Source organism: Lysinibacillus capsici (assembly GCF_003367505.1).
In the GTDB taxonomy this organism is placed as follows: domain Bacteria; phylum Bacillota; class Bacilli; order Bacillales_A; family Planococcaceae; genus Lysinibacillus; species Lysinibacillus capsici.
On the sequence record NZ_PXXX01000018.1, the window covers coordinates 36896 to 63370 of the forward strand.

Here is a 26475-nt window from a genome sequence, read left to right on the forward strand (position 1 = left end):
GTCAATAAAAAGAAATGTTCAATAAAGTGTATTCACGTTGCATAGTGTTGTAAAACATTGCGAAAAGTGTTTTCTTTAGCATAGGATTCACAAAAAAATTTTATGAATAGTGCTTGAGACTAATTCTTTTTTATCAGCAATAAAAAGAGAGATCCCTATACGAGATCTCTCTTTGATTATTTAACTGAATCCTGCTTTAAATTACCTGTTTTTTCGTCATAGAAGCGAAGTAAGTCTCCATTAATGATGGCATCAGAATTTTCTAGCTCCATTGTAGCACGATCAGCATAAGACTGACATGGCTCACCATCTATTTCTTCGCCAGTTGCTTTGTCATAACAAGCTTCACCAGCATAGACGTATTTATCTGTAATAAAACGTCCATCACGGAAGACTACAAAGTCCTCATGCTCTGGAGAAAATAAATCTGCCCCCATTTGCATATCTTTTGACGTTTCAACGCCAAGAAGATGTAAGATCGTTGGACGTAAATCCATTTGTCCTGAAATCTCAGTCATTTCTTTTCCATCGCCAGCTCCTGGGATGTGGATGAATAAAGGTACTTCTTGAAGCATTGCATTATCCATTGGTGTAATTTGATCTTTTCCTAAATATTGTGCCATTGCTTTATTATGGTTCTCAGAAATACCATAGTGATCCCCATACATCACAATAATAGAATTATCATAGACACCTTGATCTTTTAACTGTTGGAAGAAGTCTTTTAAAGCCTCATCCATATAACGTACTGTTTGGAAGTAACGATTTAATGTACCTGAATTTGAATCATATTCAGGAATCATAATATCTTCTGGATCCAATGTAAATGGATAATGGTTCGTTAAAGTAATAAGTCTAGAGTAGAATGGCTGAGGCATATCCTTCATTAAAGCAGCTGATTGCTCTAAGAATGGAACATCTTTCATTCCCCAGTTTACAGCTTGCCCCTCTTCCACAGTATATGAATCTATATCGTAGAATTTATTAATTTTTAACGATTGATACATCATGTCACGATTCCAGAATGATTTATTATTAGGGTGCATGACATTTGTAAAGTATCCATTTTCTCCAAGGCGTTCAGCCATTGAATTATACGTATTTCCACCATGCGTGAAGAATACAGCACCTCGACCTAAACCAAACAGTGAGTTTTCAACAATAAACTCCGAGTCAGATGTTTTTCCTAACCCTGTTTGGTGATAGAAGTTACTGAAATAATACGTATCTTTATCTTTTGTTAAAGAGTTTAAGAATGGCGTAATTTCATGACCATTCATGTCATTATTAATGACAAAGTTTTGTAATGACTCCATCGATACCACAATCAGGTTACGACCTTTATATTTCCCAAACATCTCTGGATTTACAGCAGCCTGATTAGAACGTATATAGTTGTTCACTTCTACTAGTTCACTACCATCGGCTAACGCACGTTGTGCAGATGATTTAGATTGAATATAAATGTCATACAAGTGGTAATTGTACGTACCAATGTTTTTTACTAATAATTCGCGGTCAAAACTACGTGTTAGTAATTGTGGACGCTCAGTTTCTGCTAAGCCTAAATTTAAGAATGTCATTGCTATTGCAAGCACAAAGAATGCACGACGGAATTCAATATTCACTTTAAATGCATCTTTCATTTTTGGTAAAAATTTATTCGCTAAGATTAAGATAACGACATCAACGAAATATAATACATCCCAAGGCTCAACAATGGCTGCTACTGATGTTCCTAAGTCACTAAAGTTACTTGTTTGGAATAATACTGGTAGCGTAATAAAATCATTGTAGAATCGATAGAACGCTACATTTCCGTATAAAACAATGGACAAAATAACGCTGACCGTAATCAAATAACGATTTCTAGCTTTTGCTGATTTAAAGAATAGTGATAAACCATACGTAAATAGCAAGAAGCTTAATGGATTAATAAATAAAATAAACTGTTGCATTGCATTTTCAATTTTCATTTCAAAGCTTGTGTGGTAAACAATGACCGTTTTGATCCAAGTTGCTATAATTGCTAGTATCATAAATGAATGTTTAGGCCACTTTATTGATTTCATTCCTAACATCCTCCCTACTTCCTTACAAAAAAATAATAATTTTTTACATTTTGTTACGGAAACAAAATATATCTTAATCCTTTTTTAACAGATAATCAACACATATCTTAGGGAAAATTTTTTCTCCCTGCTCTTTCTATGCACCAGATATCTATATATACGTTTTGCATTGTAAAAAGTTTCGTAAAAACATAAAAACAGCGGAAACCCACTGTTTTTAAGAATATTACATACATGTTACATTAATTTTACAATACCCAATTACATTATATTTCAAACATTACTTTTTATGCTCTTCCATACGAAGTCTTGTTGTTTCTTGTCGAATAAGCAGTAGAGCCATTTGATAATCTTTTATATCTAGTACATTCGCTTTATAGAGCTCACGTATTTCATCCTCCATCAACATCAAATCGCCAATAGGATCACGTGTATAAATATAGGTACCATATGTTTTCAAGAGTTCATAAATATCTAGCATTTTATCCATTTTCATTCGCTCCTCGTTGTGCAACACAGTCAATACGTTTTGTGGGCGTCACAATGATATCTACTGGGCAATCATGTGCTTCAGTAGGAACACAATCAATGATTTGCTCATCAAAGAGCAGCGACATCAGCTTACCCTTATTATAGTTTAATACATAGCGGTCATAATAACCACCGCCATAGCCGATTCGATAACCGTATGGATCAAAAACAACGCCTGGTACAACAATGATATCCATCTCATTTGCGTCAACAAACTCACTTTTTGCTGGAATGGGCTCACGCAAATGCATATATACAGTTTCAAGCTGTGCAAATGATTCAATGGCATAAAATGACATTTCCCTTGTTTTCGGGTGACATTTAGGAACTGCGACCTTTTTACCTAGTTTCCATAATTCCTCAATTATAAGAATTGTGTCGACTTCTGGCTTATTTGAAATGGTCATGCCAATTGTATTTGCTTCTATTATATATGGTTCCTGTAGCACCTTGTTTAACACAGCTAATGATTGACGATGATAGTCTTCATCCGTCATAGTTGCAAGGGCTTGGCGTACCGTGTTTCGTAAAGTTGTTTTATCCATCTAGGCTACCTCCTATATCGTAAAACTTCATATCCTCCTGGAATTGTTACATTGAATGATGTGATAAAATGTAGAAAGCCAAAACCACTTGTGGTTTTGGCTTAATGAGCGATTACTTAGTTTCACGGTGAAGAGTGTATTTCTTCTCGCGAGAGCAATATTTTTTAAGTTCAAGACGCTCTGGATTGTTACGCTTGTTCTTTTTAGAAATGTAGTTACGTTCGCCGCAATCTGTGCAAGCTAAAGTAATATTTACGCGCATCATTAACCCTCCCACTCTATATCAAGAATTTAAATTTGAGCATGATTTATACGACTAACCTATTATAACATAAACTGAAAAAAAATCTACCTTCATTTCATATTAAGTTTGCATATGGTAAAATATCTTATAATTACATACTACATTGAGGTGAAACTATTGGATTTATCCATCGTATTAATGAGTATCGGCATTTTTCTGATCATCGTTTCGTTCTTTTTCAAAAATAGCTCGAAAAAAATCGAACAAGATGTCGAAGAATTATCTATCTCCATCTTCCAAGAAACGAATAATTTAAAACGTCGCCTTAAGATTGTGGAGGAAGAACTTTTACTAGAGCCTGAGTTCCAAGTGAAATCAAAATCAAGTATCCCTCCAAAAGGTCAAGATCCTAAAGTGCACCAAGTCATGCAGGCCGTTCAACAGGCTGCACAGAGTTCAAAAGTTGGACAAACAACAGCACCAGCAAAACCGATTCATCAAATTATTATTAGTCAGGTACTTGAATTAAATAAACAGGGTCTTTCTGTAGCAGATATTAGTATTCGCTCAAATTTAACAGAAGAGCAAGTTCGGCAAGTGATTGCAAACGGGGGGCGTTGATTGATGAATAAGTCTGCCATTCGTGCATTTGGTATAGCCATTTTTCTTGTTGGGGCATTGCTTGCACTCGCAAACCGCTTCGATGTAAATATTGGTCTTCCTACTAAGGAATTTTCCAATCAACAACAGGTAAAAGAACTACAAAACAAACTAAGTAAGGCCAATCAAGAAATTGCCTCGTTAAAGGATCAATTAAAGCAAGTACATACGACTGAAAAAACTTCTACAACAGATGCATCTAAACAAGCTGATGAAGAAGCAGATACAGATGTAACAACGATGTCTCTGCAAATCTATAGTGGTATCACACCCTATAGTGTGGCCCAAAAACTTGAAGACGGTGGCATTATTACCAATAGTGTTGAAATGGAGTTACTACTTGCTAACCCTAAATATGCTAGAAGCTTACAAATCGGCTCCTATGAGGTCAATTCTTCCATGACTTTAGAAGAAATAGCTAATTTAATTACAGGCAAGAAACAATAATTTAAAAAGCTGGCGCCCATTCATATATGAGGCGACAGCTTTTTTATTACGCTATACTTTCTAGAAAGGCTTGCATCATCATACTGCCTTCTTTTGTGCCGATTGATTCAGGATGAAACTGCAGCCCATAAAGAGGATATTCTTTATGTTGAATGGCCATAATCTCTCCGTCATCACCTGCTGTGGCGAGTATTTTAAAATCCTTGTGTAAAGTTTGTTCTTCAATAATAAGTGAATGATATCGCATAACCTCGATATCCCCATCTAATTGGGCAAATAAACCTGTTTGCTCGTATTGTAATGGGGACAGCTTTCCATGCATAATATTTTTTGCCTGTACAATATTTGCGCCAAAAGCCTGACCTATCGATTGGTGCCCTAGACAAATACCTAAAATAGGGAATTTTTGATAGAGTTCCTTGATGACCTCTATCGTTATCCCTGCTTCATTTGGCGTTCCTGGCCCTGGTGATAAAATGATGGCTTCTGGCGATAGTTTTTGAATTTCTTCTATAGTAATGACATCATTCCGTACGACCTTGACGCTTTTTCCAAGCATACTGATTTGCTGAAATAAATTATAGGTAAAAGAATCGTAGTTATCTATGATTAAAATCATTTTTTTACCTCCAATAGGGCACGTGCCTTATTCAGTGTTTCTTCATATTCTGACAATGGAATCGAATCATAAACAATACCTGCTCCTGCCTGTACATGTGCCTTTTGATCCTTAATGAGCATCGTGCGAATCGCGAGGGCCAAGTCCATATCACCAGTTGTCGAAATATAGCCTACTGCTCCCGCATACACCCCACGCTTTACTGGTTCTAATTCATTAATCAATTGCATGGCCCGAATTTTTGGTGCCCCTGACACTGTACCAGCAGGTAAACAAGCACGAAGTACATCCAGTACATGGAGGTCATCTCGCAATTCGGCAATAACCTCAGATACCATATGCATCACATATTTATAGCGCTCAATTTTCATGTATTTGGTTAGCTTGACAGAACCCACTTTTGCAATACGTCCAAGATCATTGCGACCTAAATCCACTAACATACGGTGTTCAGCTATTTCCTTGCTATCCACTAATAGCGCATTTGCGATGGCTTCATCCTGTTCTATTGTCGTGCCACGCGGCTTTGTACCTGCTATTGGGTTGGTTGTCACTTTTCGATTTTTTACTTTCACAAGACTTTCAGGAGATGTTCCTAAAATAATATAGTCACCATAATCCATATAAAACATATAGGGTGACGGGTTAGACGTGCGCAATTGACGATAGAGCGAGAACGGCGAACCTGTAAATGGCGCAGAAAAACGTTGCGATAACACAATTTGGAAAATATCACCTCTCAAAATATGCTGCTTAGCACGTTCCACCAAAGCAACAAATCGTTCCTTTGAAATCATAGGCTTAAACTGTAGCTCATCCACCTTTAATACCTCAAAGGTCGTACCTGCACAAAGCTGTTGCTCCATCCTTGTAATAGCAGCTTCCATCTCCTCTAATGAACGCCCATCCTGAAATAGATCAATCGAAGCTAGTGTAATTTCCTGTGTTAGATGATCAAAAACAATAAATGTATCATAGAAAAAAACATGAACATCAGGCATAGCTAAATCATCCTGTAAATAGTCACCTATTTTTTCTGTGTAAAATGCTGTTTCATAGCCAAAGAAACCTATAGCTCCTCCAAAGAAAGCAAAAGGATAGCTTTCTTTATGAAAGGGTATTAGTTCTTTTAATCGATCAAGCACATTGCCCCTAGCCTTGTCATTTTCTGCTCCTTTTGAAAACACGAATTCTTCATTGTTTCCTTTTAGTTCAGCCACTGGATTGATGGCGATAAAGGAATATCTCCCACTTTCCTCATGTTTCGCTGAGGATTCGAACAACATTTTATGCTGCCCTTTCAGTGATTGATACACAGAGATCGGGGTCATCATATCCCCATGTAATACTTTCATAGCATACTTTCTAAGCTCAACTGTCATACTCTTCTCTCCTTCTCTAAGCTCTGCTCATCTACACCTCATCTATCTTTAGCAGCAGAAATCTGCTAAAGGCTTTCTCTTCATTCAGCTAAAACATTTGCCGTCTAAAGAAAAAAATATAAAAAGGCCTTTCCATCACAAAAGGACGGAAAAGCCGTGGTGCCACCTTCATTGGTCTCCTGATAGGAAAACCCTCTCTAAGCCTTGTAACGTAGGCATCCGCTAATCCGTACTTTTTTCAGGATTAGAGCTCCGAAGTCCATTCACTAAACATTTGTACTAGTTTTCACCAACCACTAGCTCTCTATAACAAATTGTACTAGCTACTACTCTTCATCAAAGCTGATTTCTTGGTAATATTGTAAAGCAAACTATCTTACAATTCAATTTATTTTTTATTTCGCAGACTTTCTTCTTCAGGATGGCTAGCTAATGTAATCGATAGCTCCTCCATTATTTGACGAATGGCAAATAAAATATCCTGCCGCACTTCCAGCATAACAGCGGTATCATTTGTGGCAACAAAGAATCGAACAAGCACGCGATACGAATCATGATGAAATTCATCTATAAATACATGAATCATGTCTTTCTCTGTTTTAGCATGTAAATAAATTTCCTTATGAATGGCCGTTAAAGCGCTACGTATGTCTTCCTCATTATTAGCAGCAGCGATATATAAAAATTGCTCACATTTCCGTTTTTCTCGTTTAGATAAATTATAAAGTGGGCGATTCACTAAATAGGAGTTCGGCACATACACAAGTCCTTTGTCTCCTGTTTGAATTAACGTACTTCTTAAATTGATATCCTCAATCGTTCCTTCAATTTTTTGATCCTCTGTCGCAATCCAATCTCCTATTTGGAATGGATTATCTAAAGCTACGGACATGCCACCAAATACATGCGCTAGTGTATCGCGAATCCCAAAGGCAATCGCCACACCCGTTAAGCCGATTCCAGTTAAAAAGCCATTCAGATTAAAATCCCAAAAGGAAGCAATCGTAAACATAGCAAAAATCATGATAAGTACTTTACCGATTCGTAGAAAAAACGGTAGTAAAACATTTTGATCCTCTTCGCTTGTTAATTCAAATGGTTGTTTCGTATAAAAATTCAAAACATCATAAATCCCTTTAAAAGCAAAAAACACCATAATAGACAATACAAAATTCTTTGTTGATGGATGTGTAAATAAAGGGACTTTTATTAAATAAGATAAGCTTAGCACAATGACCGTCGTCATAAAGGCATAGCCAATTGCTTTACTAAATTGAGCCAGTACATTTGCTTGGAAATTGCGCTGACGATCTTTTAAAAATAGCACAACACGATGAATAATTTTTTTGATGATGAATCGTTGAATAAGCCACCCGACTAAACAAATAATGACAGCAATTAAGCCATCTAGCCAGGTTGGGACTGTAAATTTAGGTAATAACCAATGTAATGAATCCATGTATTTCTCCTTTATAACTACCTATGTATCGCCAGCAAAAAGGAGCCGACCTTCAGTAATGGTTAGCCCCGTTCTTGTTATTGTATGGCATCATCTGCAAAAAAAGCCTTACTAGCAAACCAAAATTGCTGTTTATTAAAGTTATGTTCATGCATGGCAATTACCGAAAATTCAGCATGATATTTTTGCTTCATTTCCTTTAGCATCATTTTTGCTTGCTTGCCAACGAGATGCTGCCCATCAATAGGTGCTCCTTCTGTAAAAATAATGACATCTGCTTCTGTACCTAATTGATTTTCCTGTAGCAATGCTTTCACAAATTGTAAAACAGGTAAAATGGCTGCCTCTCCCTTTGCCTTATATTCGATAAAACTTTTAAAATCAGCTAAATTTAAATGACCATTTTCAAAGCGGTAGTGGACATGAATTTGCCGATCATACGGTACAATGTATAAATCACGGCCTTCTCGATGTGCACTCATAAATAACGCTAAAATCATACTTTTACAAATCTCAGAATAAGCGGCCATTCCTGTCGTTTGTTCTAAACAAATAATCATCGGGCCAGGGTCTTGTTGATAATCATGAAAGGGTACATAGTAAATATTGCCGCTTTTCGTTGTCTGTTGCTTAAGCTTTTGACGTCTAAGCTCTGACCATTTTCGTTCATAATACTGGCGTTGCTCTTTGCCATTTGCTAAGCGTTCTGCCTTCTCAATAGCAGGAATATTCTCTTGGATTTCATGCATGATATCCGTCAATTCCAGAGCAAATGCTGCCATATTTCGTAATGGCTCACTCTTGAAAAAATAATCGATAAAATAATGTTGTTCCCCTTCACTTAACTCCTCTATATGTAGGTTTTCATAGAGAAAACGTAAATAGTCAAGTTGTTCTATTGTCAACTGCTTGTCAAATTGCTTGATGAGGGATTCAATCGCATCTTTCATGTAGCAGCACCTCCTAAGCACCACATTTTTTGGATAATGTCTATAGTATAACCAAAAAAATTTTTTGACAATACAAAAACGCTTGCTATAAAGACGCTACAGCCAAAGACAATGTTGCTGCTTCAGGAGATTTTTTTCTGCAAATGAAAAAAAGAGCTAAAACGCAGCTCTTCTTTCTTAATTATTTAATTCATAATGTTTGCCTTTTACTAAGTAAAATAGATGTTCAGCAATATTTGTAGCATGGTCAGCAGAACGCTCTAAATAGCGGCATATAAATGTTAGGTGCGTAATCTGTGAAATATGGGAGGGGTTTTCTACCCCAGCACGGAGTAAAAGGGTGATCGTTGCCCCGTATAAATCGTCCACGTAATCATCTAACTCTGCAATCTCTTTAGCGCGTACCGTATCTTCCTCAGTAAAGGCCTTCATGATGCTCTCTAGCATTTCTACTGTTTTATTGCACATGGTTTGGAGATTTGTTATTGGAAATATCATCGGCTCCTTACCAATTCGAATTGCTTCTTTAGCTATATTAACCGCATAGTCCCCTACTCTTTCCATATCTGAAGCTGCCTTTACGAGAACCATGAGACGGCGTAAATCTGTTGCTACTGGTTGTTGCTTGGCAATCATTAGGATCACATGGTCATTAATTTCTTCTTCAAGGCGATTAATGATTAAATCGTCCTCCAAAATTTTCAAAGACTTTTCTAAATCCTGCTCTACCAATGCTTCAAAAGCTGTTTTTAATGCAAGGATACTGCTATTAGCAATTGCAAGAAATTGTCCCTGTACCTCTTTTAACTCTTGTTCAAAACGTTCACGTACGATCATTCATTGCTCCTCCTTAGCCGAAACGTCCCGAAATATAGTCTTCTGTACGTTGATCTGCTGGTGTTTGGAAAATAACATCCGTTTTATCGTATTCGACAACCTCTCCACTTAGGAAGAATGCTGTACGATCAGAAATACGTGCCGCTTGCTGCATATTATGTGTCACGATGACAATGGAATAATCCTTTTTCAGTTCTTGAACCAGCTCTTCCACTTTCAACGTAGAAATCGGGTCCAAGGCAGATGTTGGCTCATCCATTAAGATGACATCAGGCTCAATCGCTAAGCAACGTGCAATACAAATACGTTGTTGCTGACCACCTGATAATCCGTAAGCATTTTGATTCAAACGGTCTTTTACCTCGTCCCAAATGGCTGCCCCTCTTAATGATTTCTCCACAATTTCATCGAGAATTTTTTTATTTTTAATGCCATGAATTCTTGGTCCATAGGCAATGTTATCATAAATGGATTTTGGAAACGGGTTTGGCTTTTGGAATACCATACCTACACGTGTTCTTAATTCCTCTACCGTATAGTTTTTATCTAAAATATTTCGCTCACGATATAAAATTTCTCCTGATGTACGTACGATTGGTACAAGTTCAACCATGCGGTTTAATGTTTTTAGATACGTAGATTTCCCACAGCCAGATGGTCCAATAATAGCCGTTACTTCATTTTCATAGATGCTTAAATTAACATCTTTTAAACCATGATGATCACCATACCATAAGTTTAAATTGCGTGTATCATAGACAATATTTTTCGCCACATCTGCTATAGGCTTAGTCGTTGCCTGATTCCGTTTGACAATTGTTTTTTCCTCTTTAAAATCTAATACCATAAGGTCACCTCATTAATAACGTTTTTGGAATTTATTTCGGATATAGATGGCAATCGAATTCATTAATAGCAGCACTGTCATAAGCACTAAAATACCTGCGGCTGCTACGTACTGAAAGGCTTCTTGTGGTCGTTTTGCCCAATCATATATTTGCATTGGTAATGCTGTAAATTGACTCAGTAAACCATTCGGTAAAAACTGGAGGATAACTGGAATTCCAATTACAACTAGTGGAGCTGTTTCTCCAATGGCACGAGACAAGGCTAAAATACTTCCTGTTAAAATACCTGGAATGGCAGCTGGCAATACAACACGCAAAATCGTTTGCCATTTCGTTGCACCCATGCCATATGAAGCTTCACGTTGTTCGTTTGGCACTGCACGAATAGCCTCTTGAGCCGCTACAATGATAACAGGTAAAATTAACAAACTCATTGTAAAGCCAGCAGCTAAAATACTTTTTCCTAGACCCATCATACGTACAAAAATAGTTAATCCAAGTAATCCAAAAACAATGGAAGGAACACCTGCTAGATTCGATATATTCATGCGAATAAAGTCATTGATTTTATTTTTCTTGGCATACTCCTCTAAATAAATCGCAGTACCAACTCCTAAAATAATGGATACTGGTGCTACAACTGCCATTAACCAAAGCGAACCGATTAAAGCAGCTTTGATACCTGCCTTATCCGCAAATCGTGATGCAAAATTCGTCAAGAAATCGATATTTAAGTAATCAATCCCCTGTGTCACAATGCGGTACAGTAAAATAGCTAAAGCAACAAGTGCAAACGTAGTAGCTAAGAAAAAGAGAGTTTTCCAGACTTTATTTGCTGTAATACGCTTTGTCATTCGTTTCATGACGACTGTGTCATCCATATAGCGCATGCTAGTAAACCTCCCTGAAGCGTTTCGAAATATAGTGAGCAAGTAAATTCATTACTAGAGTAAAGATAAATAGTGTAAATCCTACTGAATAAATTGAGTAATAAATGGTTGTACCATAACCCGCATCACCAGTTGAAACCTGTACAATGTATGCAGTCATTGTTTGAATAGAGTCTGTCACATTGAGGTCAAATTTCGGTGTTGAACCACCTGCAAGCGATACAATCATTGTTTCCCCAATTGCCCGGGAAATAGCTAACACAACAGAAGCGACAATCCCTGAAAGCGCAGCTGGTAATACTACTTTGATTGCTACTTCAAATTTCGTCGCACCTAGAGCTAAGGCTCCTTCACGCATACTATTTGGTACAGATGACATAGCATCTTCTGAAAGAGATGTAATCATTGGTAAAATCATAATCCCTACAACAATACCAGGACTTAATGCATTAAATAGTTTGAGTCCAGGTACAATTTCTTGTAAAACTGGTGTGACAAATGTTAAAGCGAAGAAGCCATAAACAATTGTTGGCACACCTGCTAATACCTCTAAAATAGGTTTCACTGTACGTCGTGTTTTCTCACTTGCATATTCACTTAAATAGATAGCTGAAGCAATTCCAAATGGTACAGCTACTACAACTGCAATAAGTGTCACTTTTAATGTACCAGCGATTAATGGCAGTATCCCAAATAACGGTTCGTTACCTGAAAACGGTAACCATTTAGTACCGAAAAGGAAATCCGTAATCGACACACGTTTAAAGAATTCAAACGTTTCAAAAATAAGGGTGAAAACAATGCCAAATGTTGTTAATATCGAAATAATAGCTGCAGAAAATAATAGAGCTGGCATGGCTTTTTCCACTATTTTCTTTGTTTTTTGGTTGCGCGAATTTACAATTAATTGCTGCACAGATGATGTCTTATCTTCCTTTTGAGAAACCATTGGGAGCTCCTTTCAAATAAGTGAGGGAAAGAGCATACATCTCTTCCCCTCTATGCATGTCTTCTTATTTTAAGCCTTCTAAAGTTTTTAAGCCTTCAGTATATTTTTCTTCAGGTAAACGAACATAGCCCACTGCTTCAGCCATATCGCCTGCGTTTTCAAGTGTAAATTTAATGAAGTCGTATGCTGCTTCATTGTCCTTCATTGCACTATTTTTTACGTATGTGAATAATGGACGTGAAAGTGGTGTATATTCGCCACCTTCAATTGTTTCATTTGTTGGCTCTACGCCATTTACTTTGACAATGTTTAATTTATCTTTATTTTCAAGGTAGTAAGCATAACCGAAGAAGCCAATCGCATTTTTATCACCAGCTACACCTTGCACTAGCATATTATCATCCTCTGATAATGTTGCTGAGCTTACTAGATCTGCTCCATCTAAAATCACTTCATCAAAGTAGTCGTATGTGCCTGAATCAGTACCTGGTGAATAGTAAACGATTTTTTCATCTGGCCATGATGGATCAATATCAGACCATTTTTTCTCTGTCCCATCTTCAATCCAAATTTTTTGTAGTTGTTCTACCGTTAAGTCCTTCGCCCAATCATTTTCTGGGTTCACGACTACTGATAAACCGTCATATGCTAAAGCTAGCTCTGTAAAATCAATGCCCGCTTCTTCTAATTTCGCTTTCTCTTCATCTTTTATATTACGAGATGCATTTGAAAAGTCTGTTTCACCTGCGATGAATTTTTCAAAACCACCACCAGTACCAGAAACCCCCACTGATACTTTGACATCTGGTTGTGTACCTGCATACTCTTCAACAACTGCCTCAATGATTGGTGCTACTGTTGATGAGCCATCTCCAGCTACAGACCCTTGTAGCTTTTCATCAGCAGCTTCTTGTCCTGAGCTTGCTGGTGCGTTCGTTTCTGTATTGTTTCCGTTTTGTGCAGAATCGCTACCACATGCACCTAGCATTAATGCAGAACCCATTACCGCTGTCATCGTTAAGTACTTCCACTTTTTCATCTCATTTGCCTCCGTCATGAACTGTTTTATAGTTATTTGTCTTACAATCTTTACTATAATGACTGAATGTTGAAGTCGTATAAACGGTTCGTAAAAGAGATGTAAAGGAATGTAATGCTTTGTAAACGTTTGTAAAGATGAATTTACAATAGGGGAAACTTGCTTCCTATAGGAAAGGTGTTATAATAAGCAATTGTGTCAGGAAATATTTATTTTAATGATAAGGAGAGTTTGACCTTTGTCATGAAACATGCAAAAGTACAAAATGTCGATTATTTTAAAACATATTTATCATTAGTAATGGAACATCGGGACTACACACTTCAAGAGGCGATTGATTTTATGCTTGCTTCTTATTTCTATAACAATATAGAACTTTATGGGGTAAAACCAAGAGAGCAATTTGAATTAGCCATTCAGCAATTATCCGCATAAAGGCACTAAATATCTGAAAGGGGCGTTTTGCTATGCAAACGCCCCTTTCACTACTTAGTTAAGTTTAAATTTCACAACATATTCAGTTCATCAGCAATTTTGACAAGTACCTCTGAATTGCGCACAATGTCAACAATCGCTATAGTGGACTTTTGAAAATGAATAGAAATCACCCAGCTAGTATTTCAATACCTTATTATTGCCAAAACAAGCTATACATTCCTATACATTCCATATTTACTTAAGGATTAGCTTAACATCATTCAAAATTCATAAAAAAGTAAAAATAAAACGGATTTGGAAAATAATTTTTCCAAATCCGTTTTGTATTAGCGCATATCCAATACCCTTTATTCCTGCTCATTCTCTCCAATTTTTTCTTCCGTAATCGCTGGTAAAATTGGCTGTTTTACATTGCTATCAGTTACTTTTTCAGCTTGATATTTTGCTTTTAATTCAAAATACTTATCTAAAGAACGTCTAGCAATGACATTATTTTGATAGTAGTGTGGCGCTAAATTTGTATTAACCCATGGGATCACAACTGCATAGGCAATTTCAGGATTTTCATATGGGGCAAAGCCAACATGCGTTAAATTAATCGTATTTGTGCCGTAGTGCTCACGTAACGGACCATAATACACTACCTCTGCTGTCCCTGTTTTCCCTGCAGCTGTATATGGAGTATCGGCAAATTGTGCTCGTGCTGTACCATGTGAACCAGTATATACACGACGTAGCCCTTGCTTTACATAATCGATCTCTTCTTTAGGATTATCTATTTGATTCAAAATAGTTGGACCTACTTCTGTTACTAACTGCCCTAATTGCTTCCCATCCTGTGATGGGTCTCGAACCTCTTTCACAACATGTGGCTGAATACGATAGCCACCATTGGCAACTGTTGAAATATATTGTGCAAGTTGAAGTGGTGTATACGTATCATACTGACCAATCGCCAAGTCAAGTGTTTTACCACCCATTGTTGGACCTGATGGACCACGCACTCCGCTAAATTCATTTGGTAAATCAATGCCTGTTTTCACACCTAAACCAAATTGCGCATAATTATTACGCATTTTTGAGAACGTATCGTCCTTTAAGCGTAATGGCATACCATAACTATAAGGGGTTCCATTAAGCAGCATCGCAATTTTAAACATATAGGAGTTGGAAGAACGTTCTAATGCTAACAAGTCATTCATCGGGATATATCCAGCCCTGTTAAAAATAGACGTTTTCGGGTCCGTGCCAGCTAATATAATCGGCTCGTCTCCCATTGAAGTACCCATCGAAATAACATCCTGATTGTAGCCAGTGAGGACTGTTGCTGCTTTAACAGATGAACCTGCCTCATAGGCTGTTGTAAACGATCCATATGCATAGTCAATGACTTCATTTTGCCCTGTCTCGGGATTTTTTTCTATTTTCTTACCTACCATCGATAAAATGTCGCCTGTATTTGGATCCATCATAATAAGGAAGGCACGGTCTAATAAATAGGAGCCTGGAAGTGCCTTTAAGTTAAGCAGTTCTTCTTCTACAATCTTATCCGTTTCAGCCTGCAGCTCACTATCCAATGAAAGGATTAAGTCTTTACCTGGCTCCCCTTCATAGGTTGTGACTGTATCGACTACTTGACCTTTTTTATTGGTAATATTTTTGACGACTGTTTTTTGACCTTGTAGTAATTCTTCATATTGTGCTTCAATGTAACTTTCTCCCACACGGTCATTACGTGAGTAGTCACGTGCTAAATAGTAATTGAGCTTCTCTTTTGGTATCCCTTTTGTTGGGACCGTTGTACGCCCAAGAATAGATAAAGATGATAATTTGACACGTTTCCAGTCTGTTGTTGTATTAACACCTGGTAGTTCAGTTAAACGCTCAGATACACGAGCAAATTCATCAGCTGATACATTTTCACTTTTAATAATTTGAGGAGATAGATTATAGCCAGATACCATCTCACGATAAATCGCTAATACCTCTAAATCTGCCTCTGTTAATTGTAAAAGTTCTTCGTTTGTGATACGTTCCCGTACCAGTTTATCAATCTCTGCATTAATTTGACTTGTTGTAATATTTTCTTGTGCATTAATTTTTGTTTTTTCTGCCTCTGTGACTTTTTCATAGGCAGCATCGTGATTTTGTAATATCCAAAAATCCTGTTTATCACGCAATGTGACACGCTTTGTTGGCTGTTCAATTAACTGTGCCAGCTTTTTCGCGATATCAAGCATCTCCTCTGTTGTGGTCGTTTGCATTTTCGTATACGTAATGGCATTTTCCGGGTGATTATCCACTAAAATACGACCGTAACGATCATACATGCGTCCCCTTGGTACACTTGTGTTGACAGGAACTTCTTCTGTACGCTCTAAAATACGTACATAATCTTCCCCTTTGACGATTTGCATATAGCCAAGTCTAAAAATTAACATTGAAAATACGATAAATATTGCAAAGAAAAGGATATTCATACGAAATGTTAAGTTAGAATGATGTTTTGCTTTAACACTCGCCGCGCGATTTTTTCCAGGTGCTTTGCGCATATGTATTCCCCTCCTCATCTTCTGATCATTTCAATACACGATACCTAGTATACCATTCGAAGGTATGACAGAAAAGCACGCACTTTCGATTTCTTATGTAAAACATCATTTATTTGACGGTACTTTATGGAGAAAGGTTGCCCTATTTCACGCTCTCCTTATATTTCGTCTTCATTATCCTGATATTTTCAGATTCTATCCCTTAATTTGCTGTTTTATCCAACAAAAAAAGGCTATGCCTCCGTGATTGCTCACTTTAGGCACAGCCAATTATTCGTTATTATTTTGCAGCTTGGAATTTAGCTTCTACTACATCCCAGTTTACTACGTTCCAGAAAGCACCGATGTAATCTGGACGACGGTTTTGGTAGTTTAGGTAGTATGCATGTTCCCATACATCTAAGCCTAAAACTGGAGTTTTCCCTTCCATTACTGGAGAGTCTTGGTTTGGAGTAGACGTAACAGCAACTGAGTCACCATCAACGATTAACCAAGCCCAACCTGAACCAAAGCGAGTTGTAGCAGCTTTAGCAAATTCTTCTTTGAAAGCGTCGAAAGAACCGAATTTAGCATCGATTGCTTTTGCTACTTCACCAACTGGTGTATTTGAACCGCCTGGAGCGATTACTTCCCAGAATAATGTATGGTTAGCATGTCCGCCACCGTTGTTGCGTACAGCAGTTTGTTTGTCAGCTGGAAGAGCATCTAGGTTTGCGATTAAGTCGTTAATGTCTTTTTCTGCAAATTCAGTACCTTCTACTGCTGCGTTTAAGTTTGTTACATAAGTATTGTGGTGTTTAGAATGGTGAATTTCCATTGTTTTTGCATCGATATGTGGTTCTAATGCGTCATAAGCGTAAGTTAATTGTGGTAATTCGTAAGCCATTGTTAAGTTCCTCCCTAAAATAAGAAATAATTAGTACATCCTTAGATTATCAAAATTGGTCAAACCATTCAACGAAAAATACTTCAATTTGTAGATTTCAGCCTTTTGACCGAAATACCGATATGTTTACTATCTTACCCTTTTCTCTCACACACTAAACCTTAAAAGAAAGGCATTAAATGGCGATAAAAAATACAATAATCATAACAATTTGAATAACAGCCTTGACAACAGTAGATGTCAAAAAGCCAATTAAAGAACCTACACCACTTTTCACTGCCTCACTAAATGTACGTTTCTCAACGATTAGTTCCGCAATCACAGCCCCTAAAAATGGTCCAATTAAAATCCCTGCCACAGGGATCACAAATGGACCAATTAATAACCCAATGGTGCTCCCCCACATACCAGCATTGGAACCACCAAACTTTTTGATGCCAAACGCATTTGCCACAGTATCTGCCCCAAATAACAACACGACAAATAGTATTTCAATGACCCAAAACCACCAGCTTAGCTCTGCGAATGAGAAAAATAAGCCATAGAGCAAAAACCCACCGACTAAAAACAGTACTCCGGGAATAATAGGATATACTAAACCAATAAATGAAATAATAAAGCAGGCAATCACTAAGATCCAGCCAACAACTTCCATAAAGATTCTCTCCTTTTAACGTGCATTGCCTTTCATACGAAATAACAAAGTGAAAAGTTTCATTAATGACGAATGCCTAAAATAGAATCTGCAATATTTACTGCATGGTCTCCTATACGCTCTAGGTTGCTAACGATATCCATATAAACAATTCCTGCAGCCCCACTACACTCATTTGTGTTTAATCGGGCAATATGCTTTTGACGTAGTTTATCTTCCATATCATCAATCAGGCTTTCTAGCTCTGTTACTTCTTGAGCTAAACTTAAGCTAGCGGTATCTAATGCTTCTATACTTTTGCGCACTGCCTCTATGGCTAAACTAAACATACCTATTAAGTCCTGTCGCGCTGATTTACTTAAGCTTACCTCGTGGTGATCTTTGTACTGTAAAAGCTCTAATATATTTTCAAAATGATCCCCAATTCGTTCAAAATCCCTTACATTTGTCAATAAAGTATGATGTCTTACAGAGTCTGCACGGGAAAGAGGCTGCTTAGACACCATTACTAAATAATCAGTAATTTCATTGTCTAGATGATTAAGCCCGACTTCTAGCTGTAGCACCGTCGGAATATGCTCTGTCTCTCCAGATTTCATATATAAAAACGTTTCTTCTAACCCACGCAATGCATGTTCACCCATGCGTAATACCTCTTCTTTAGCTTGACCTAGCGCAATAGCAGGAGAGGAATCAATGAATGAAGGATCTAAATGCTTAGTTGTTACATTGATATGGCCATCATGTCCCGGCAATAGCTTTGTAACTAAGGCTGCGAGTCCAGCAATAAATGGTAGTTGGATCATCATATTAAAGACATTGAATGAGCCATGAGCAATGGCAATCTGCATGCGAGGCTCTAAATGAAATACGCCACTGATCCACTGTACATATTGCATAAACGGTGTGAACAATAACATGAAAATAATCGTCCCAATCACATTAAATAATACATGAGCCGCTGCTGCACGCTTAGCGTAAATAGAAGCACCAAGAGAAGCTAAAACAGCTGTAATGGTCGTGCCAATATTTTCCCCAAACAATATCGGTAAGGCACTATTTAAACCAATTAATTGTTCTGCATATAAACCTTGCAATACCCCCACCGTTGCGGTAGAGCTTTGCACAAGTAATGTGAAAATGGTTCCTAAAAATATGCCTAATATCGGTTGATTGCTTAAATGAAGCGTTAACGATGCAAAATCTGCAAGCTGGTGTAACGCCTGCATACTAGCACTCATCAACTCTAGCCCTAAAAATAAACCGCCAAAGCCAAATAGAATCTGACCAATATGTTGATACGTTGCTTTCTTTAAGAAAAATAAACAGGCTGCCCCAATTGCCAATAAAGGGTAAAAATAGAGTCCAATATTAATACCAATAATAAATGCTGTAATAGTTGTACCAATATTTGCCCCCATAATGACGCCGATTGCTTGACGCAGTGTTAAAAAACCAGCACTCACTAACCCTACAGTGATGACTGTTGTGGCAGAACTTGATTGTATGCAAATTGTTACAAATATACCTACCAGGACACCCATAACAGGGTTTGTGGTAAAGCGATTTAACCATTCACGTAACCGATCATCCGCTGATTTTTGAAGCCCATCCCCCATGAATTTAATGGAAAATAAAAAGACCCCTAGTCCGCCTAAAAACTGAAAGAGAATGCTTTGCCAATCTATTGTCAATTGTTTTCGCTCCAATTCCTACATCTCTACTACCCTCGTTCTAATCATTAAATGATTCCAAACAAAAAGTAAAGAAATCCTTTAACTTCTTTACATAATGTTAACATTTTAACATCAAGACCCTCCTCATTTATACTTCTTTCATATCTTGTCCTCATTGAACATGTTAAAATATCGATTGGAGGAGATATAGCATGAAACACTCACAGCTTTTTATTGATAGTCTTATACATCCTAAAAAACTAGCAGCCTATCGTTTATTACCTATTGGAAAGGTTATTCAATATACTTTTCTACTGATTACCATTGTGTCCGTATTCTCTTTAGGTCGTTTTGCAGCAGGTATGTCCGTTGATACATTCGATATGGATAGTTTAACTGGTTTAACAGATTACATAGAGGGCATTAAATGGCTCTTATATCCATTCACCTTCCTAATGCTTTTCGTCGTGACAACAATGCTTATTTTTGCACAAATTGCCCTTTATGCTTTAGCAGGTTTATTTATCTTGAAGGCGATGAAGCGTCGGGGTGAGTATCGCCATATCTGGAGAACAACTACCTTTGCGATCACTTGGGCTACGTTACTTTCGATGTTAGCAGACTATCTGCCCGTTAGCAGTACTGTTATCACTGTACTATCTTTATTTTTAACCATCTCTCTATTAATTGTGGCCTTTACAAAATATCCAAAACAACCAAATATAAAATAATGTGCATGAATCCCCTCTCTTCTCAATATAGTGTAGAAAAGGAGGGGATTTTTTGCGAGCATTCATCTTAACAACTATCATCATCGTAATTGCCTTTGTCGTCAAAGTAGATTTAACAGAAGGGTCCATCCCACTTGCGGCTTTATCCACAAAGAGCTCAGAAAACGGACTTTGTGAACAACAGCGTGAGCCAAATTATATTACTGTACAAACGATTGAAGGAGATACCATTCATAGTTTATTTGCTCTACACCCTGCTAAAGTTCCCATGACCTTTCCAGAACGCTTACAACTTTTTTACAACTTAAACCCACACTTACAATTACAAGCACTAGTTCCAGGTGAAAATATCAAGCTTCCTCTCTCATTTGAGCTTGAAAACAAATGCGGAAAATGAAAAGTTAGCGTTTCTTCCTTGTCCTTATTTTCTTACACTGCTAAAATAAATGACAGTGACGGCTGAAAATAGTGGCCCGAAAAGGAGAGAAAGTTAATGAGTGAAATTTGTCACCGTTCAAATACACGTCCTGTGCGTGTCGGTAACTTAACAATTGGTGGTAGTAATGAATTATTCATTCAAAGTATGTGTACAACCAAAACACATGATGTAGAAGCAACAGTTGCAGAAATTCTTCGTCTTGAGGAAGCAGGCTGTCAAGTTGTTCGTGTTGCTGTACCAGATGAACGTGCAGCGGACGCGATTGCCGAAATCAAAAAACGTATTCATATTCCATTAGTAGCTGATATTCATTTTGATTATAGATTAGCATTAAAAGCCATTGAAAATGGTATTGATAAAGTACGTATTAATCCAGGTAATATTGGTCGTAAAGAAAAAGTGGAAGCTGTTGTTAATGCAGCCAAAGCAAAAGGTATACCAATTCGTATTGGTGTAAACGCCGGTTCATTAGAGCGTCATATTTTAGAAAAATACGGTTATCCTACGGCTGATGGTATGGTAGAATCTGCTCTACACCATATTAAAATTTTGGAAGACTTGGACTTCCACGATATTATCGTATCAATGAAGGCATCTGACGTTAACCTTGCCATTGAAGCCTATGAAAAGGCGTCTAAAGCCTTTAATTATCCGCTACATTTAGGGATTACAGAATCAGGAACATTATTTGCTGGTACTGTAAAATCAGCAGCAGGTCTTGGAGCCATCCTATCAAAAGGTATAGGAAACACATTACGTATCTCCCTTTCCGCTGACCCTGTAGAAGAGGTTAAAGTAGCACGGGAACTATTAAAATCCTTTGGCCTCGCTTCTAATATGGCAACTTTGATTTCTTGCCCAACATGTGGACGCATTGAAATTGATTTAATTTCTATTGCAAATGAAGTAGAAGAATATATTTCAAAATTAAATGTACCGTTAAAAGTGGCTGTTCTAGGCTGTGCAGTAAACGGTCCTGGAGAAGCGCGTGAGGCAGATATCGGTATTGCTGGTGCCCGTGGTGAAGGCTTGTTATTCATGAAGGGGAAAACAGTCCGTAAAGTGCCAGAAGAAACAATGGTGGAAGAACTGAAGAAAGAAATTGATAAATTAGCAGCAGAAATGGAAGAAAAACGTGCAGCGGAAGAAGCTCAAAAAGCGAATGCCTAAGGAGGTGCTAGCATGAAAAAGCCCCGCTTTGGTATTGATATTGATGGGACTGTGACATGTCCAAGTACACTCATTCCACATATTAATAAACAGTACAATGTAAATATTACGCTAGATGATGTTTGTGAATATGATTTTTTATCTGCCTTCCCACACCCTATTGACCGAAGTGCCTTTAATACTTGGTTTAAGGAAAATGAACCTTATATGTACGAAGTCTCTGAGGTGGCAAAAGATGCAAAAAATATTCTAAGCGCTTGGAAAAATAATTTTGAGCTGTATTATATTTCTGCACGTGGTGAAAATGTAGCAGACATCACTGTCAATTGGTTTAAATCGCAAGCTATACCTTACGACCATATCGAGCTTCTCGGCAGCCATGATAAACTAGCCGCTGCAAAAAAACATCGTGTAGAAGCTTTCTTTGAGGATAAGCATGATAATGCTGTGATGCTGGCAGAGGAATTAAAAATACCTGTTGTGTTATTTGATACACCTTATAATCGTCTTGCCGTTCCTAATAATGTTGTGAGGGTTTATAACTGGCAGGAAGCGAATCAATTTATTACACAATTTTTCAAATAAGTATTAAGAGCTGTAGGCAAGGTTGGATGAAAATTTCACCTTGCCTACAGCTCTTTTAATTTAATATTGAAATTTAGCTAGTGCTGCCTGTAAAGAGTCCGTCATAGCTGTTAATTGTTGGGCTTTGCTATTGATGTCATGAACCGCTAAATTCTGCTGTTCCATCGTTGCCAATAACTCCTCTGTTCCTGCTGAGGATTGCTGGCTAACAGCTGTCATATTTTCCACTGCACGTACAACCTCCTGCGTCTCCCTTTGAATGACACTGGAGGCAGCTGTCACATTATCGATTTGCGCTACTGTATCGACAATATGGCGTAAAATCGCATCAAGTGCCTGCTTATTGGCATCAATATATTGCGTATTGTTTTCCACAGCTAAGACAACACTTTGCATAGCATCACTAGCCTTTGCTGCTTCCCTAACAACCATATCAATAATGGAGGCGATTTGGCTTGTTGATTTGGCTGATTCTTCTGCAAGCTTTCGTACTTCCTCTGCCACAATCGAAAAGCCCTTGCCATGCTCACCTGCACGAGCAGCTTCTATCGCCGCATTTAATGCTAATAAATTTGTTTGACCTGCAATAGCATTAATGACTTGTAAAATACGATTAATTTCTGTTGATTGGTCGCTGAGCTGTTGGACGACCATAGCTGTCAGTGACACTTTTTCAGACATCACTTCCATCCCTTGAATAGACTGCTCTGCATGAATTAATCCTTGTTTAGAAGACGCTGTTGTAAGCTGAGAATCCTGAAGCATTTCTTCAATTGCCATTTGAATTGCTTGCAATTTCTGCTCAACCTCTTGTGTAACGCCTAAAGTAGTAGAGGCCTGTTCGGCTTGTACGGTAGCACCTGTCGCCAACTCACTTGTTGTTGTTAGCACCTGTTCGATACTGATGCTCATATCATTGGTAGAAGCACGTAATTCTCCGCTGTATACATTCACCTGATTGGAAATATGTGTAGCCGCTTGTAACAGCTCACGCATATTGTCTGTCATATGATTCATTGCATGTGCAAGCTCGCCAATTTCATCCTTCGAACGAACCTGTAACGGCTCCACTGCTAAATTTCCACCAGCAATGGTTTTGACCTGTTCCACTGTCTGAACTACTGGTTTGACGATCCGTTGAGCTATCCAAGTAATGGCACCAACTAATACAATAATACCAATAATAGCTAGTAGTATTGATAACCACATTGCCTCACTTGCGGCTGCCATTACCTCATCAGATGGAATAATTACCTGCAATGCCCACGGTGTCGACGTTTGACCAATTTGGATAGGTGAGACAGCAATAAAGGAAGCTTCCTGTAAATAGGATGAATAATCCTCTACTAGATAGGGTTTGCCCTGTTCAACAGCAGACAAAATTTTATCCGTATTTTTATATTTTTCCATTTCAGTCACTGGTCTATTGACATAATCAGGAGATGGGTGGGAAACAAATGTCCCCTTATGAGACACAATGGCACTATACCCTGTATCATAGAGTACAATTTCATTATTAATGGCTACCAATGTCTCTAAGCTTATATCAATTCCAACAAGACCAACGACTTTTCCATCTATTTGAATAGGTATAGCTGTGGAAGTCATCAATACATCCTGACCGTCAACTGGGTAAGTTAACGGCTCTAAAATAACCTCTTGTTTCAACGTTTTAGGTAATACATAATAATCACTAGTTTCATAGTCTTCTAGAGGAGCAAGCGTCACACCATTGTTGCTGCGTGCCCAATATGGAAGGAAACGACCTGATGCATCATGCCCTTTCAAATTGGCAAAATGAGCATCTTGTCCATCAAAGGCATTTGGCTCCCAAATCGTCCAAACCCCTAGAAAGGTGTCATTGTGTTCGAGTAATTGTTTGAGCATCTCGTTTGCTAAATCACGATCTCCCTTATGATTGGCTACCATTGCTTGGAGATTAGAGGCTACTGTCCTTGCTGTATCCATCGCATAATCAAGTTCCATTTGCATTTTATATGCACTTTCGGACGCCCGCGATTGAGCAAGCTGTCGTGCATCCTCCACTGCTAATGAATTAGTTTTTACAATATTGACACTTAAAATAATGATGAACACAATCATCATTGTAGATAACGTTGTCAGTGATATTTTATGTAGTAATTTCATATGTACCAGCTCCTGCCTATAGCAACTAAATAAATAATAGCATTTATGCGTCAATAAATAACTAAATATTCAGAAAAATATTTTTGGTGGTAATTAACTTACAAATAGCCGTATGTCATCCCGTTGTACAGAAGATGACATGCAGTCTTAGTTCTCTACTAAAAAATGGAATTTTGCTAGTGTTTGTTGTAAGGAGTTCGTCATACCTTATAAGCTTTATGCCATATTTTTTGAACCGCGGGATTTTGCTGCTCCATCGTTGCTAATAGCTCCCTTGTTTCTGCTGAGGATTGCTGGTTGACAGCCGTCATATTTTTCCACTGCCCGCACTACCTCTACCATTTCCTTTTAAATTAAAAGAGAGGCAGTTGTCACTTCCTCAATTTGCGCCACAGTAACAACGATATGTTGTAAGAAGACATCAAGTGCTTGTTTATTAAATTTTGAATCTGGTACGCGATATTAGATGTTTCTGCTTGTGCCATTTTTTGAGCTGTTTCTATCGTTAAATTTTTTGTTTGATAAATATTCACAGCTGTTAGAATTACGAATACCTACTGTTCCAATGACAGTTGTGAGAATTTTCCCCAATAAATTCATATGCATCATCCCCTTTAGATAGAAAGTAATAGATACGTAACCAATTAAGCTAATTATAGCATCATTAGACATGAGTAAAGTATCTCGTTTAAGAGTAAATATGTATTTTTTATAGATAAAAACTCCTGTTTCCAGGAGTTTTTTAAAGTACAGCTCATTATATGTCAAGTATGCCTCGTAGCCAACGCTCCACAAAGTTTTCAAACGTAATCCCATAAGTATCATAAACAGCATGATAAACAAAATATGTTCCTAATCGATCAAGCATTTCATCATTAATTTTCATCACAAACCGCTCCCATTCTTTTGTTTTTTTACTAAATATTCAGACTTATATAATTCTCAAATGCCGAACAATCAAGTGGAGGTCGCATCGTTGCAAAACCGTCACAAACTACCGCCTTCATGCCCTTTCTTCATATTTTTCTTTTCGTTAAGATAGTTATAACAACTTACTAGACTGGAGGGACTACTTGTGAAATGGATGACAAAAGTTGCTTGTATCACATGCATCTGCGCACTACTTTCTGGCTGTGGTGGTCGATTTTCAGAAATTAAAGATGCTGCCTCAGGCATCAATTCAGCTGCTAATTCCGCAGCTAGTGCAGTTAGCCGAGATGTCCATGCAATACGTGCTCTAGACATTAACTATAAAGATACATCGTTTACGGTTAATGACCTATTTAAAACTATTTTACGTGACATACGCTGGGATTATGACCTTGAAAAAAATGAGCTACATGTGAGAGGTACTTGGCAGCCTCCACTATTTTCTGATCAGGCGTGGAGTGACGATATGAAAGAAAAGCTTACTGAATCAGGCTTTGTGACTGTTACCTGTCAAATAATTGACGACAAAATTGATAGCCAACAAACGAGCATAACACTTACATATAATGATGAAATTCTCTTACAAAAAAATGGTGAGGAAGCACTCCATCACCTATACGATATTTATTTACTTCCTTAAACCTAGGAACGTCTCTACCATTTAATCATGGTAGAAACGTTCTTTTTTTGTAAAAAATCTTATAATTTCGAAATATCAAAGGCTATCATTTGAATAAACTAAAACCATCACGTTATAATCAAAGTATCACGTGATGGTTTGGAGGTGTTTGCA

General features: G+C 37.6%; 27 protein-coding genes and 1 other annotated feature. Of the genes, 8 read left to right on the forward strand and 19 right to left on the reverse strand.

Annotated elements, in window-relative coordinates; translation table 11 throughout:
• Positions 1-176: 176 nt before the first annotated feature.
• The 4 genes from C7B89_RS15765 to rpmG all read right to left on the reverse strand — a co-directional run bounded on the left by C7B89_RS15765 (position 177) and on the right by rpmG (position 3410).
• A complete protein-coding gene (locus C7B89_RS15765; RefSeq protein ID WP_048392681.1) occupies positions 177-2072 on the reverse strand; it encodes an LTA synthase family protein in 1896 nt (631 codons plus the stop codon).
• Positions 2073-2352: 280 nt separating this feature from the next.
• Positions 2353-2562, reverse strand: coding sequence for a YqgQ family protein (locus tag C7B89_RS15770; RefSeq protein WP_004231021.1), 210 nt, complete (start codon positions 2560-2562; stop codon positions 2353-2355).
• A complete protein-coding gene (locus tag C7B89_RS15775) occupies positions 2555-3148 on the reverse strand; it encodes a 5-formyltetrahydrofolate cyclo-ligase (protein ID WP_048392254.1) in 594 nt (197 codons plus the stop codon). Before C7B89_RS15775 ends, C7B89_RS15770 begins: the two co-directional genes overlap by 8 nt.
• A gap of 112 nt (positions 3149-3260) precedes the next feature.
• The gene (rpmG, locus tag C7B89_RS15780; protein ID WP_008408521.1) at positions 3261-3410 is read right to left on the reverse strand and encodes a 50S ribosomal protein L33; all 150 of its coding nucleotides are present in this window, start codon (positions 3408-3410) and stop codon (positions 3261-3263) included.
• A gap of 150 nt (positions 3411-3560) precedes the next feature.
• Between rpmG and C7B89_RS15785 the strand changes: the two genes are divergently transcribed.
• Together C7B89_RS15785 and C7B89_RS15790 are read left to right on the forward strand one after the other, a co-directional pair.
• Positions 3561-4013, forward strand: a complete 453-nt coding sequence (locus C7B89_RS15785; RefSeq protein WP_231595624.1) for a hypothetical protein — start codon at positions 3561-3563, stop codon at positions 4011-4013.
• 3 nt (positions 4014-4016) lie between these two features.
• Positions 4017-4499 (forward strand): hypothetical protein, encoded by a 483-nt coding sequence (locus C7B89_RS15790; protein ID WP_115674087.1) that lies wholly within the window; start codon positions 4017-4019, stop codon positions 4497-4499.
• Between the two features lie 46 nt (positions 4500-4545).
• On the opposite strand, the gene C7B89_RS15795 is transcribed toward C7B89_RS15790, so the two are convergent.
• The 9 genes from C7B89_RS15795 to C7B89_RS15835 form a co-directional block, all read right to left on the reverse strand.
• On the reverse strand, positions 4546-5118 hold the full coding sequence (locus tag C7B89_RS15795) for an anthranilate synthase component II (protein ID WP_054549137.1): 573 nt from the start codon (positions 5116-5118) through the stop codon (positions 4546-4548).
• Positions 5115-6500 (reverse strand): anthranilate synthase component I, encoded by a 1386-nt coding sequence (trpE, locus tag C7B89_RS15800; protein ID WP_103118432.1) that lies wholly within the window; start codon positions 6498-6500, stop codon positions 5115-5117. Before trpE ends, C7B89_RS15795 begins: the two co-directional genes overlap by 4 nt.
• A 138-nt stretch (positions 6501-6638) precedes the next feature.
• Positions 6639-6849 (reverse strand) — a binding site (T-box leader).
• Positions 6850-6888: 39 nt separating this feature from the next.
• The gene (locus C7B89_RS15805; protein WP_048392250.1) at positions 6889-7959 is read right to left on the reverse strand and encodes a mechanosensitive ion channel family protein; all 1071 of its coding nucleotides are present in this window, start codon (positions 7957-7959) and stop codon (positions 6889-6891) included.
• Between the two features lie 77 nt (positions 7960-8036).
• Positions 8037-8909, reverse strand: a complete 873-nt coding sequence (locus C7B89_RS15810; RefSeq protein WP_048392249.1) for a vWA domain-containing protein — start codon at positions 8907-8909, stop codon at positions 8037-8039.
• Positions 8910-9086: 177 nt separating this feature from the next.
• Positions 9087-9746: a phosphate signaling complex protein PhoU gene (gene phoU / locus C7B89_RS15815; RefSeq protein WP_048392248.1), complete on the reverse strand. Its 660-nt coding sequence runs from the start codon at positions 9744-9746 to the stop codon at positions 9087-9089.
• 13 nt (positions 9747-9759) lie between these two features.
• Positions 9760-10593, reverse strand: a complete 834-nt coding sequence (gene pstB / locus C7B89_RS15820; protein WP_048392247.1) for a phosphate ABC transporter ATP-binding protein PstB — start codon at positions 10591-10593, stop codon at positions 9760-9762.
• A gap of 12 nt (positions 10594-10605) precedes the next feature.
• Positions 10606-11484 carry a phosphate ABC transporter permease PstA gene (gene pstA, locus C7B89_RS15825; protein ID WP_048392246.1) on the reverse strand — a complete coding sequence of 293 codons (879 nt, stop codon included), beginning with the start codon at positions 11482-11484 and terminating at the stop codon, positions 10606-10608.
• 1 nt (position 11485) lies between these two features.
• A complete protein-coding gene (gene pstC / locus C7B89_RS15830; RefSeq protein WP_054549134.1) occupies positions 11486-12433 on the reverse strand; it encodes a phosphate ABC transporter permease subunit PstC in 948 nt (315 codons plus the stop codon).
• Between the two features lie 64 nt (positions 12434-12497).
• A complete protein-coding gene (locus tag C7B89_RS15835) occupies positions 12498-13472 on the reverse strand; it encodes a PstS family phosphate ABC transporter substrate-binding protein (RefSeq protein WP_004231003.1) in 975 nt (324 codons plus the stop codon).
• A 243-nt stretch (positions 13473-13715) separates the two neighbouring features.
• Between C7B89_RS15835 and C7B89_RS15840 the strand changes: the two genes are divergently transcribed.
• Positions 13716-13907 carry a hypothetical protein gene (locus C7B89_RS15840; protein ID WP_009370174.1) on the forward strand — a complete coding sequence of 64 codons (192 nt, stop codon included), beginning with the start codon at positions 13716-13718 and terminating at the stop codon, positions 13905-13907.
• Positions 13908-14257: 350 nt separating this feature from the next.
• On the opposite strand, the gene C7B89_RS15845 is transcribed toward C7B89_RS15840, so the two are convergent.
• The 4 genes from C7B89_RS15845 to C7B89_RS15860 all read right to left on the reverse strand — a co-directional run bounded on the left by C7B89_RS15845 (position 14258) and on the right by C7B89_RS15860 (position 19697).
• Positions 14258-16462, reverse strand: a complete 2205-nt coding sequence (locus tag C7B89_RS15845) for a peptidoglycan D,D-transpeptidase FtsI family protein (protein WP_048392244.1) — start codon at positions 16460-16462, stop codon at positions 14258-14260.
• Between the two features lie 280 nt (positions 16463-16742).
• Positions 16743-17348 (reverse strand): superoxide dismutase, encoded by a 606-nt coding sequence (locus C7B89_RS15850; RefSeq protein ID WP_016995356.1) that lies wholly within the window; start codon positions 17346-17348, stop codon positions 16743-16745.
• Positions 17349-17523: 175 nt separating this feature from the next.
• The gene (locus C7B89_RS15855) at positions 17524-18003 is read right to left on the reverse strand and encodes a DUF456 domain-containing protein (protein WP_004230999.1); all 480 of its coding nucleotides are present in this window, start codon (positions 18001-18003) and stop codon (positions 17524-17526) included.
• 62 nt (positions 18004-18065) lie between these two features.
• A complete protein-coding gene (locus C7B89_RS15860) occupies positions 18066-19697 on the reverse strand; it encodes a Na/Pi cotransporter family protein (protein WP_048392243.1) in 1632 nt (543 codons plus the stop codon).
• A 194-nt stretch (positions 19698-19891) separates the two neighbouring features.
• On the opposite strand from C7B89_RS15860, the gene C7B89_RS15865 reads away from it, so the two are divergent.
• The 4 genes from C7B89_RS15865 to C7B89_RS15880 all read left to right on the forward strand — a co-directional run bounded on the left by C7B89_RS15865 (position 19892) and on the right by C7B89_RS15880 (position 22604).
• The gene (locus tag C7B89_RS15865) at positions 19892-20410 is read left to right on the forward strand and encodes a DUF1189 family protein (RefSeq protein WP_066036426.1); all 519 of its coding nucleotides are present in this window, start codon (positions 19892-19894) and stop codon (positions 20408-20410) included.
• A gap of 52 nt (positions 20411-20462) precedes the next feature.
• Positions 20463-20807 carry a hypothetical protein gene (locus C7B89_RS15870; RefSeq protein WP_004230996.1) on the forward strand — a complete coding sequence of 115 codons (345 nt, stop codon included), beginning with the start codon at positions 20463-20465 and terminating at the stop codon, positions 20805-20807.
• A gap of 96 nt (positions 20808-20903) precedes the next feature.
• Entirely contained in the window at positions 20904-22019 is a 1116-nt protein-coding gene (ispG, locus tag C7B89_RS15875) for a flavodoxin-dependent (E)-4-hydroxy-3-methylbut-2-enyl-diphosphate synthase (RefSeq protein WP_004230987.1), read from the forward strand.
• A 12-nt stretch (positions 22020-22031) separates the two neighbouring features.
• Positions 22032-22604, forward strand: a complete 573-nt coding sequence (locus C7B89_RS15880; RefSeq protein WP_048392241.1) for a 5' nucleotidase, NT5C type — start codon at positions 22032-22034, stop codon at positions 22602-22604.
• Between the two features lie 60 nt (positions 22605-22664).
• On the opposite strand, the gene C7B89_RS15885 is transcribed toward C7B89_RS15880, so the two are convergent.
• Positions 22665-24752 carry a methyl-accepting chemotaxis protein gene (locus C7B89_RS15885; protein WP_115674088.1) on the reverse strand — a complete coding sequence of 696 codons (2088 nt, stop codon included), beginning with the start codon at positions 24750-24752 and terminating at the stop codon, positions 22665-22667.
• A 757-nt stretch (positions 24753-25509) separates the two neighbouring features.
• On the reverse strand, positions 25510-25638 hold the full coding sequence (locus C7B89_RS23445; RefSeq protein ID WP_255349862.1) for a hypothetical protein: 129 nt from the start codon (positions 25636-25638) through the stop codon (positions 25510-25512).
• 198 nt (positions 25639-25836) lie between these two features.
• On the opposite strand from C7B89_RS23445, the gene C7B89_RS15900 reads away from it, so the two are divergent.
• The gene (locus tag C7B89_RS15900; protein WP_244205700.1) at positions 25837-26322 is read left to right on the forward strand and encodes a hypothetical protein; all 486 of its coding nucleotides are present in this window, start codon (positions 25837-25839) and stop codon (positions 26320-26322) included.
• The last annotated feature ends 153 nt before the right edge of the window (positions 26323-26475 follow it).

Coding starts and splice junctions, on each gene's coding strand:
- C7B89_RS15765 (WP_048392681.1), bottom strand. CDS start 2,072: ATGAAATCAATAAAGTGGCCTAAACATTCATTTATGATACTAGCAATT.
- C7B89_RS15770 (WP_004231021.1), bottom strand. CDS start 2,562: ATGGATAAAATGCTAGATATTTATGAACTCTTGAAAACATATGGTACC.
- C7B89_RS15775 (WP_048392254.1), bottom strand. CDS start 3,148: ATGGATAAAACAACTTTACGAAACACGGTACGCCAAGCCCTTGCAACT.
- rpmG (WP_008408521.1), bottom strand. CDS start 3,410: ATGCGCGTAAATATTACTTTAGCTTGCACAGATTGCGGCGAACGTAAC.
- C7B89_RS15790 (WP_115674087.1), top strand. CDS start 4,017: ATGAATAAGTCTGCCATTCGTGCATTTGGTATAGCCATTTTTCTTGTT.
- C7B89_RS15795 (WP_054549137.1), bottom strand. CDS start 5,118: ATGATTTTAATCATAGATAACTACGATTCTTTTACCTATAATTTATTT.
- trpE (WP_103118432.1), bottom strand. CDS start 6,500: ATGACAGTTGAGCTTAGAAAGTATGCTATGAAAGTATTACATGGGGAT.
- C7B89_RS15805 (WP_048392250.1), bottom strand. CDS start 7,959: ATGGATTCATTACATTGGTTATTACCTAAATTTACAGTCCCAACCTGG.
- C7B89_RS15810 (WP_048392249.1), bottom strand. CDS start 8,909: ATGAAAGATGCGATTGAATCCCTCATCAAGCAATTTGACAAGCAGTTG.
- phoU (WP_048392248.1), bottom strand. CDS start 9,746: ATGATCGTACGTGAACGTTTTGAACAAGAGTTAAAAGAGGTACAGGGA.
- pstB (WP_048392247.1), bottom strand. CDS start 10,593: ATGGTATTAGATTTTAAAGAGGAAAAAACAATTGTCAAACGGAATCAG.
- pstA (WP_048392246.1), bottom strand. CDS start 11,484: ATGCGCTATATGGATGACACAGTCGTCATGAAACGAATGACAAAGCGT.
- pstC (WP_054549134.1), bottom strand. CDS start 12,433: ATGGTTTCTCAAAAGGAAGATAAGACATCATCTGTGCAGCAATTAATT.
- C7B89_RS15835 (WP_004231003.1), bottom strand. CDS start 13,472: ATGAAAAAGTGGAAGTACTTAACGATGACAGCGGTAATGGGTTCTGCA.
- C7B89_RS15840 (WP_009370174.1), top strand. CDS start 13,716: ATGAAACATGCAAAAGTACAAAATGTCGATTATTTTAAAACATATTTA.
- C7B89_RS15845 (WP_048392244.1), bottom strand. CDS start 16,462: ATGCGCAAAGCACCTGGAAAAAATCGCGCGGCGAGTGTTAAAGCAAAA.
- C7B89_RS15850 (WP_016995356.1), bottom strand. CDS start 17,348: ATGGCTTACGAATTACCACAATTAACTTACGCTTATGACGCATTAGAA.
- C7B89_RS15855 (WP_004230999.1), bottom strand. CDS start 18,003: ATGGAAGTTGTTGGCTGGATCTTAGTGATTGCCTGCTTTATTATTTCA.
- C7B89_RS15865 (WP_066036426.1), top strand. CDS start 19,892: ATGAAACACTCACAGCTTTTTATTGATAGTCTTATACATCCTAAAAAA.
- ispG (WP_004230987.1), top strand. CDS start 20,904: ATGAGTGAAATTTGTCACCGTTCAAATACACGTCCTGTGCGTGTCGGT.
- C7B89_RS15880 (WP_048392241.1), top strand. CDS start 22,032: ATGAAAAAGCCCCGCTTTGGTATTGATATTGATGGGACTGTGACATGT.
- C7B89_RS15885 (WP_115674088.1), bottom strand. CDS start 24,752: ATGAAATTACTACATAAAATATCACTGACAACGTTATCTACAATGATG.
- C7B89_RS23445 (WP_255349862.1), bottom strand. CDS start 25,638: ATGAAAATTAATGATGAAATGCTTGATCGATTAGGAACATATTTTGTT.
- C7B89_RS15900 (WP_244205700.1), top strand. CDS start 25,837: ATGACAAAAGTTGCTTGTATCACATGCATCTGCGCACTACTTTCTGGC.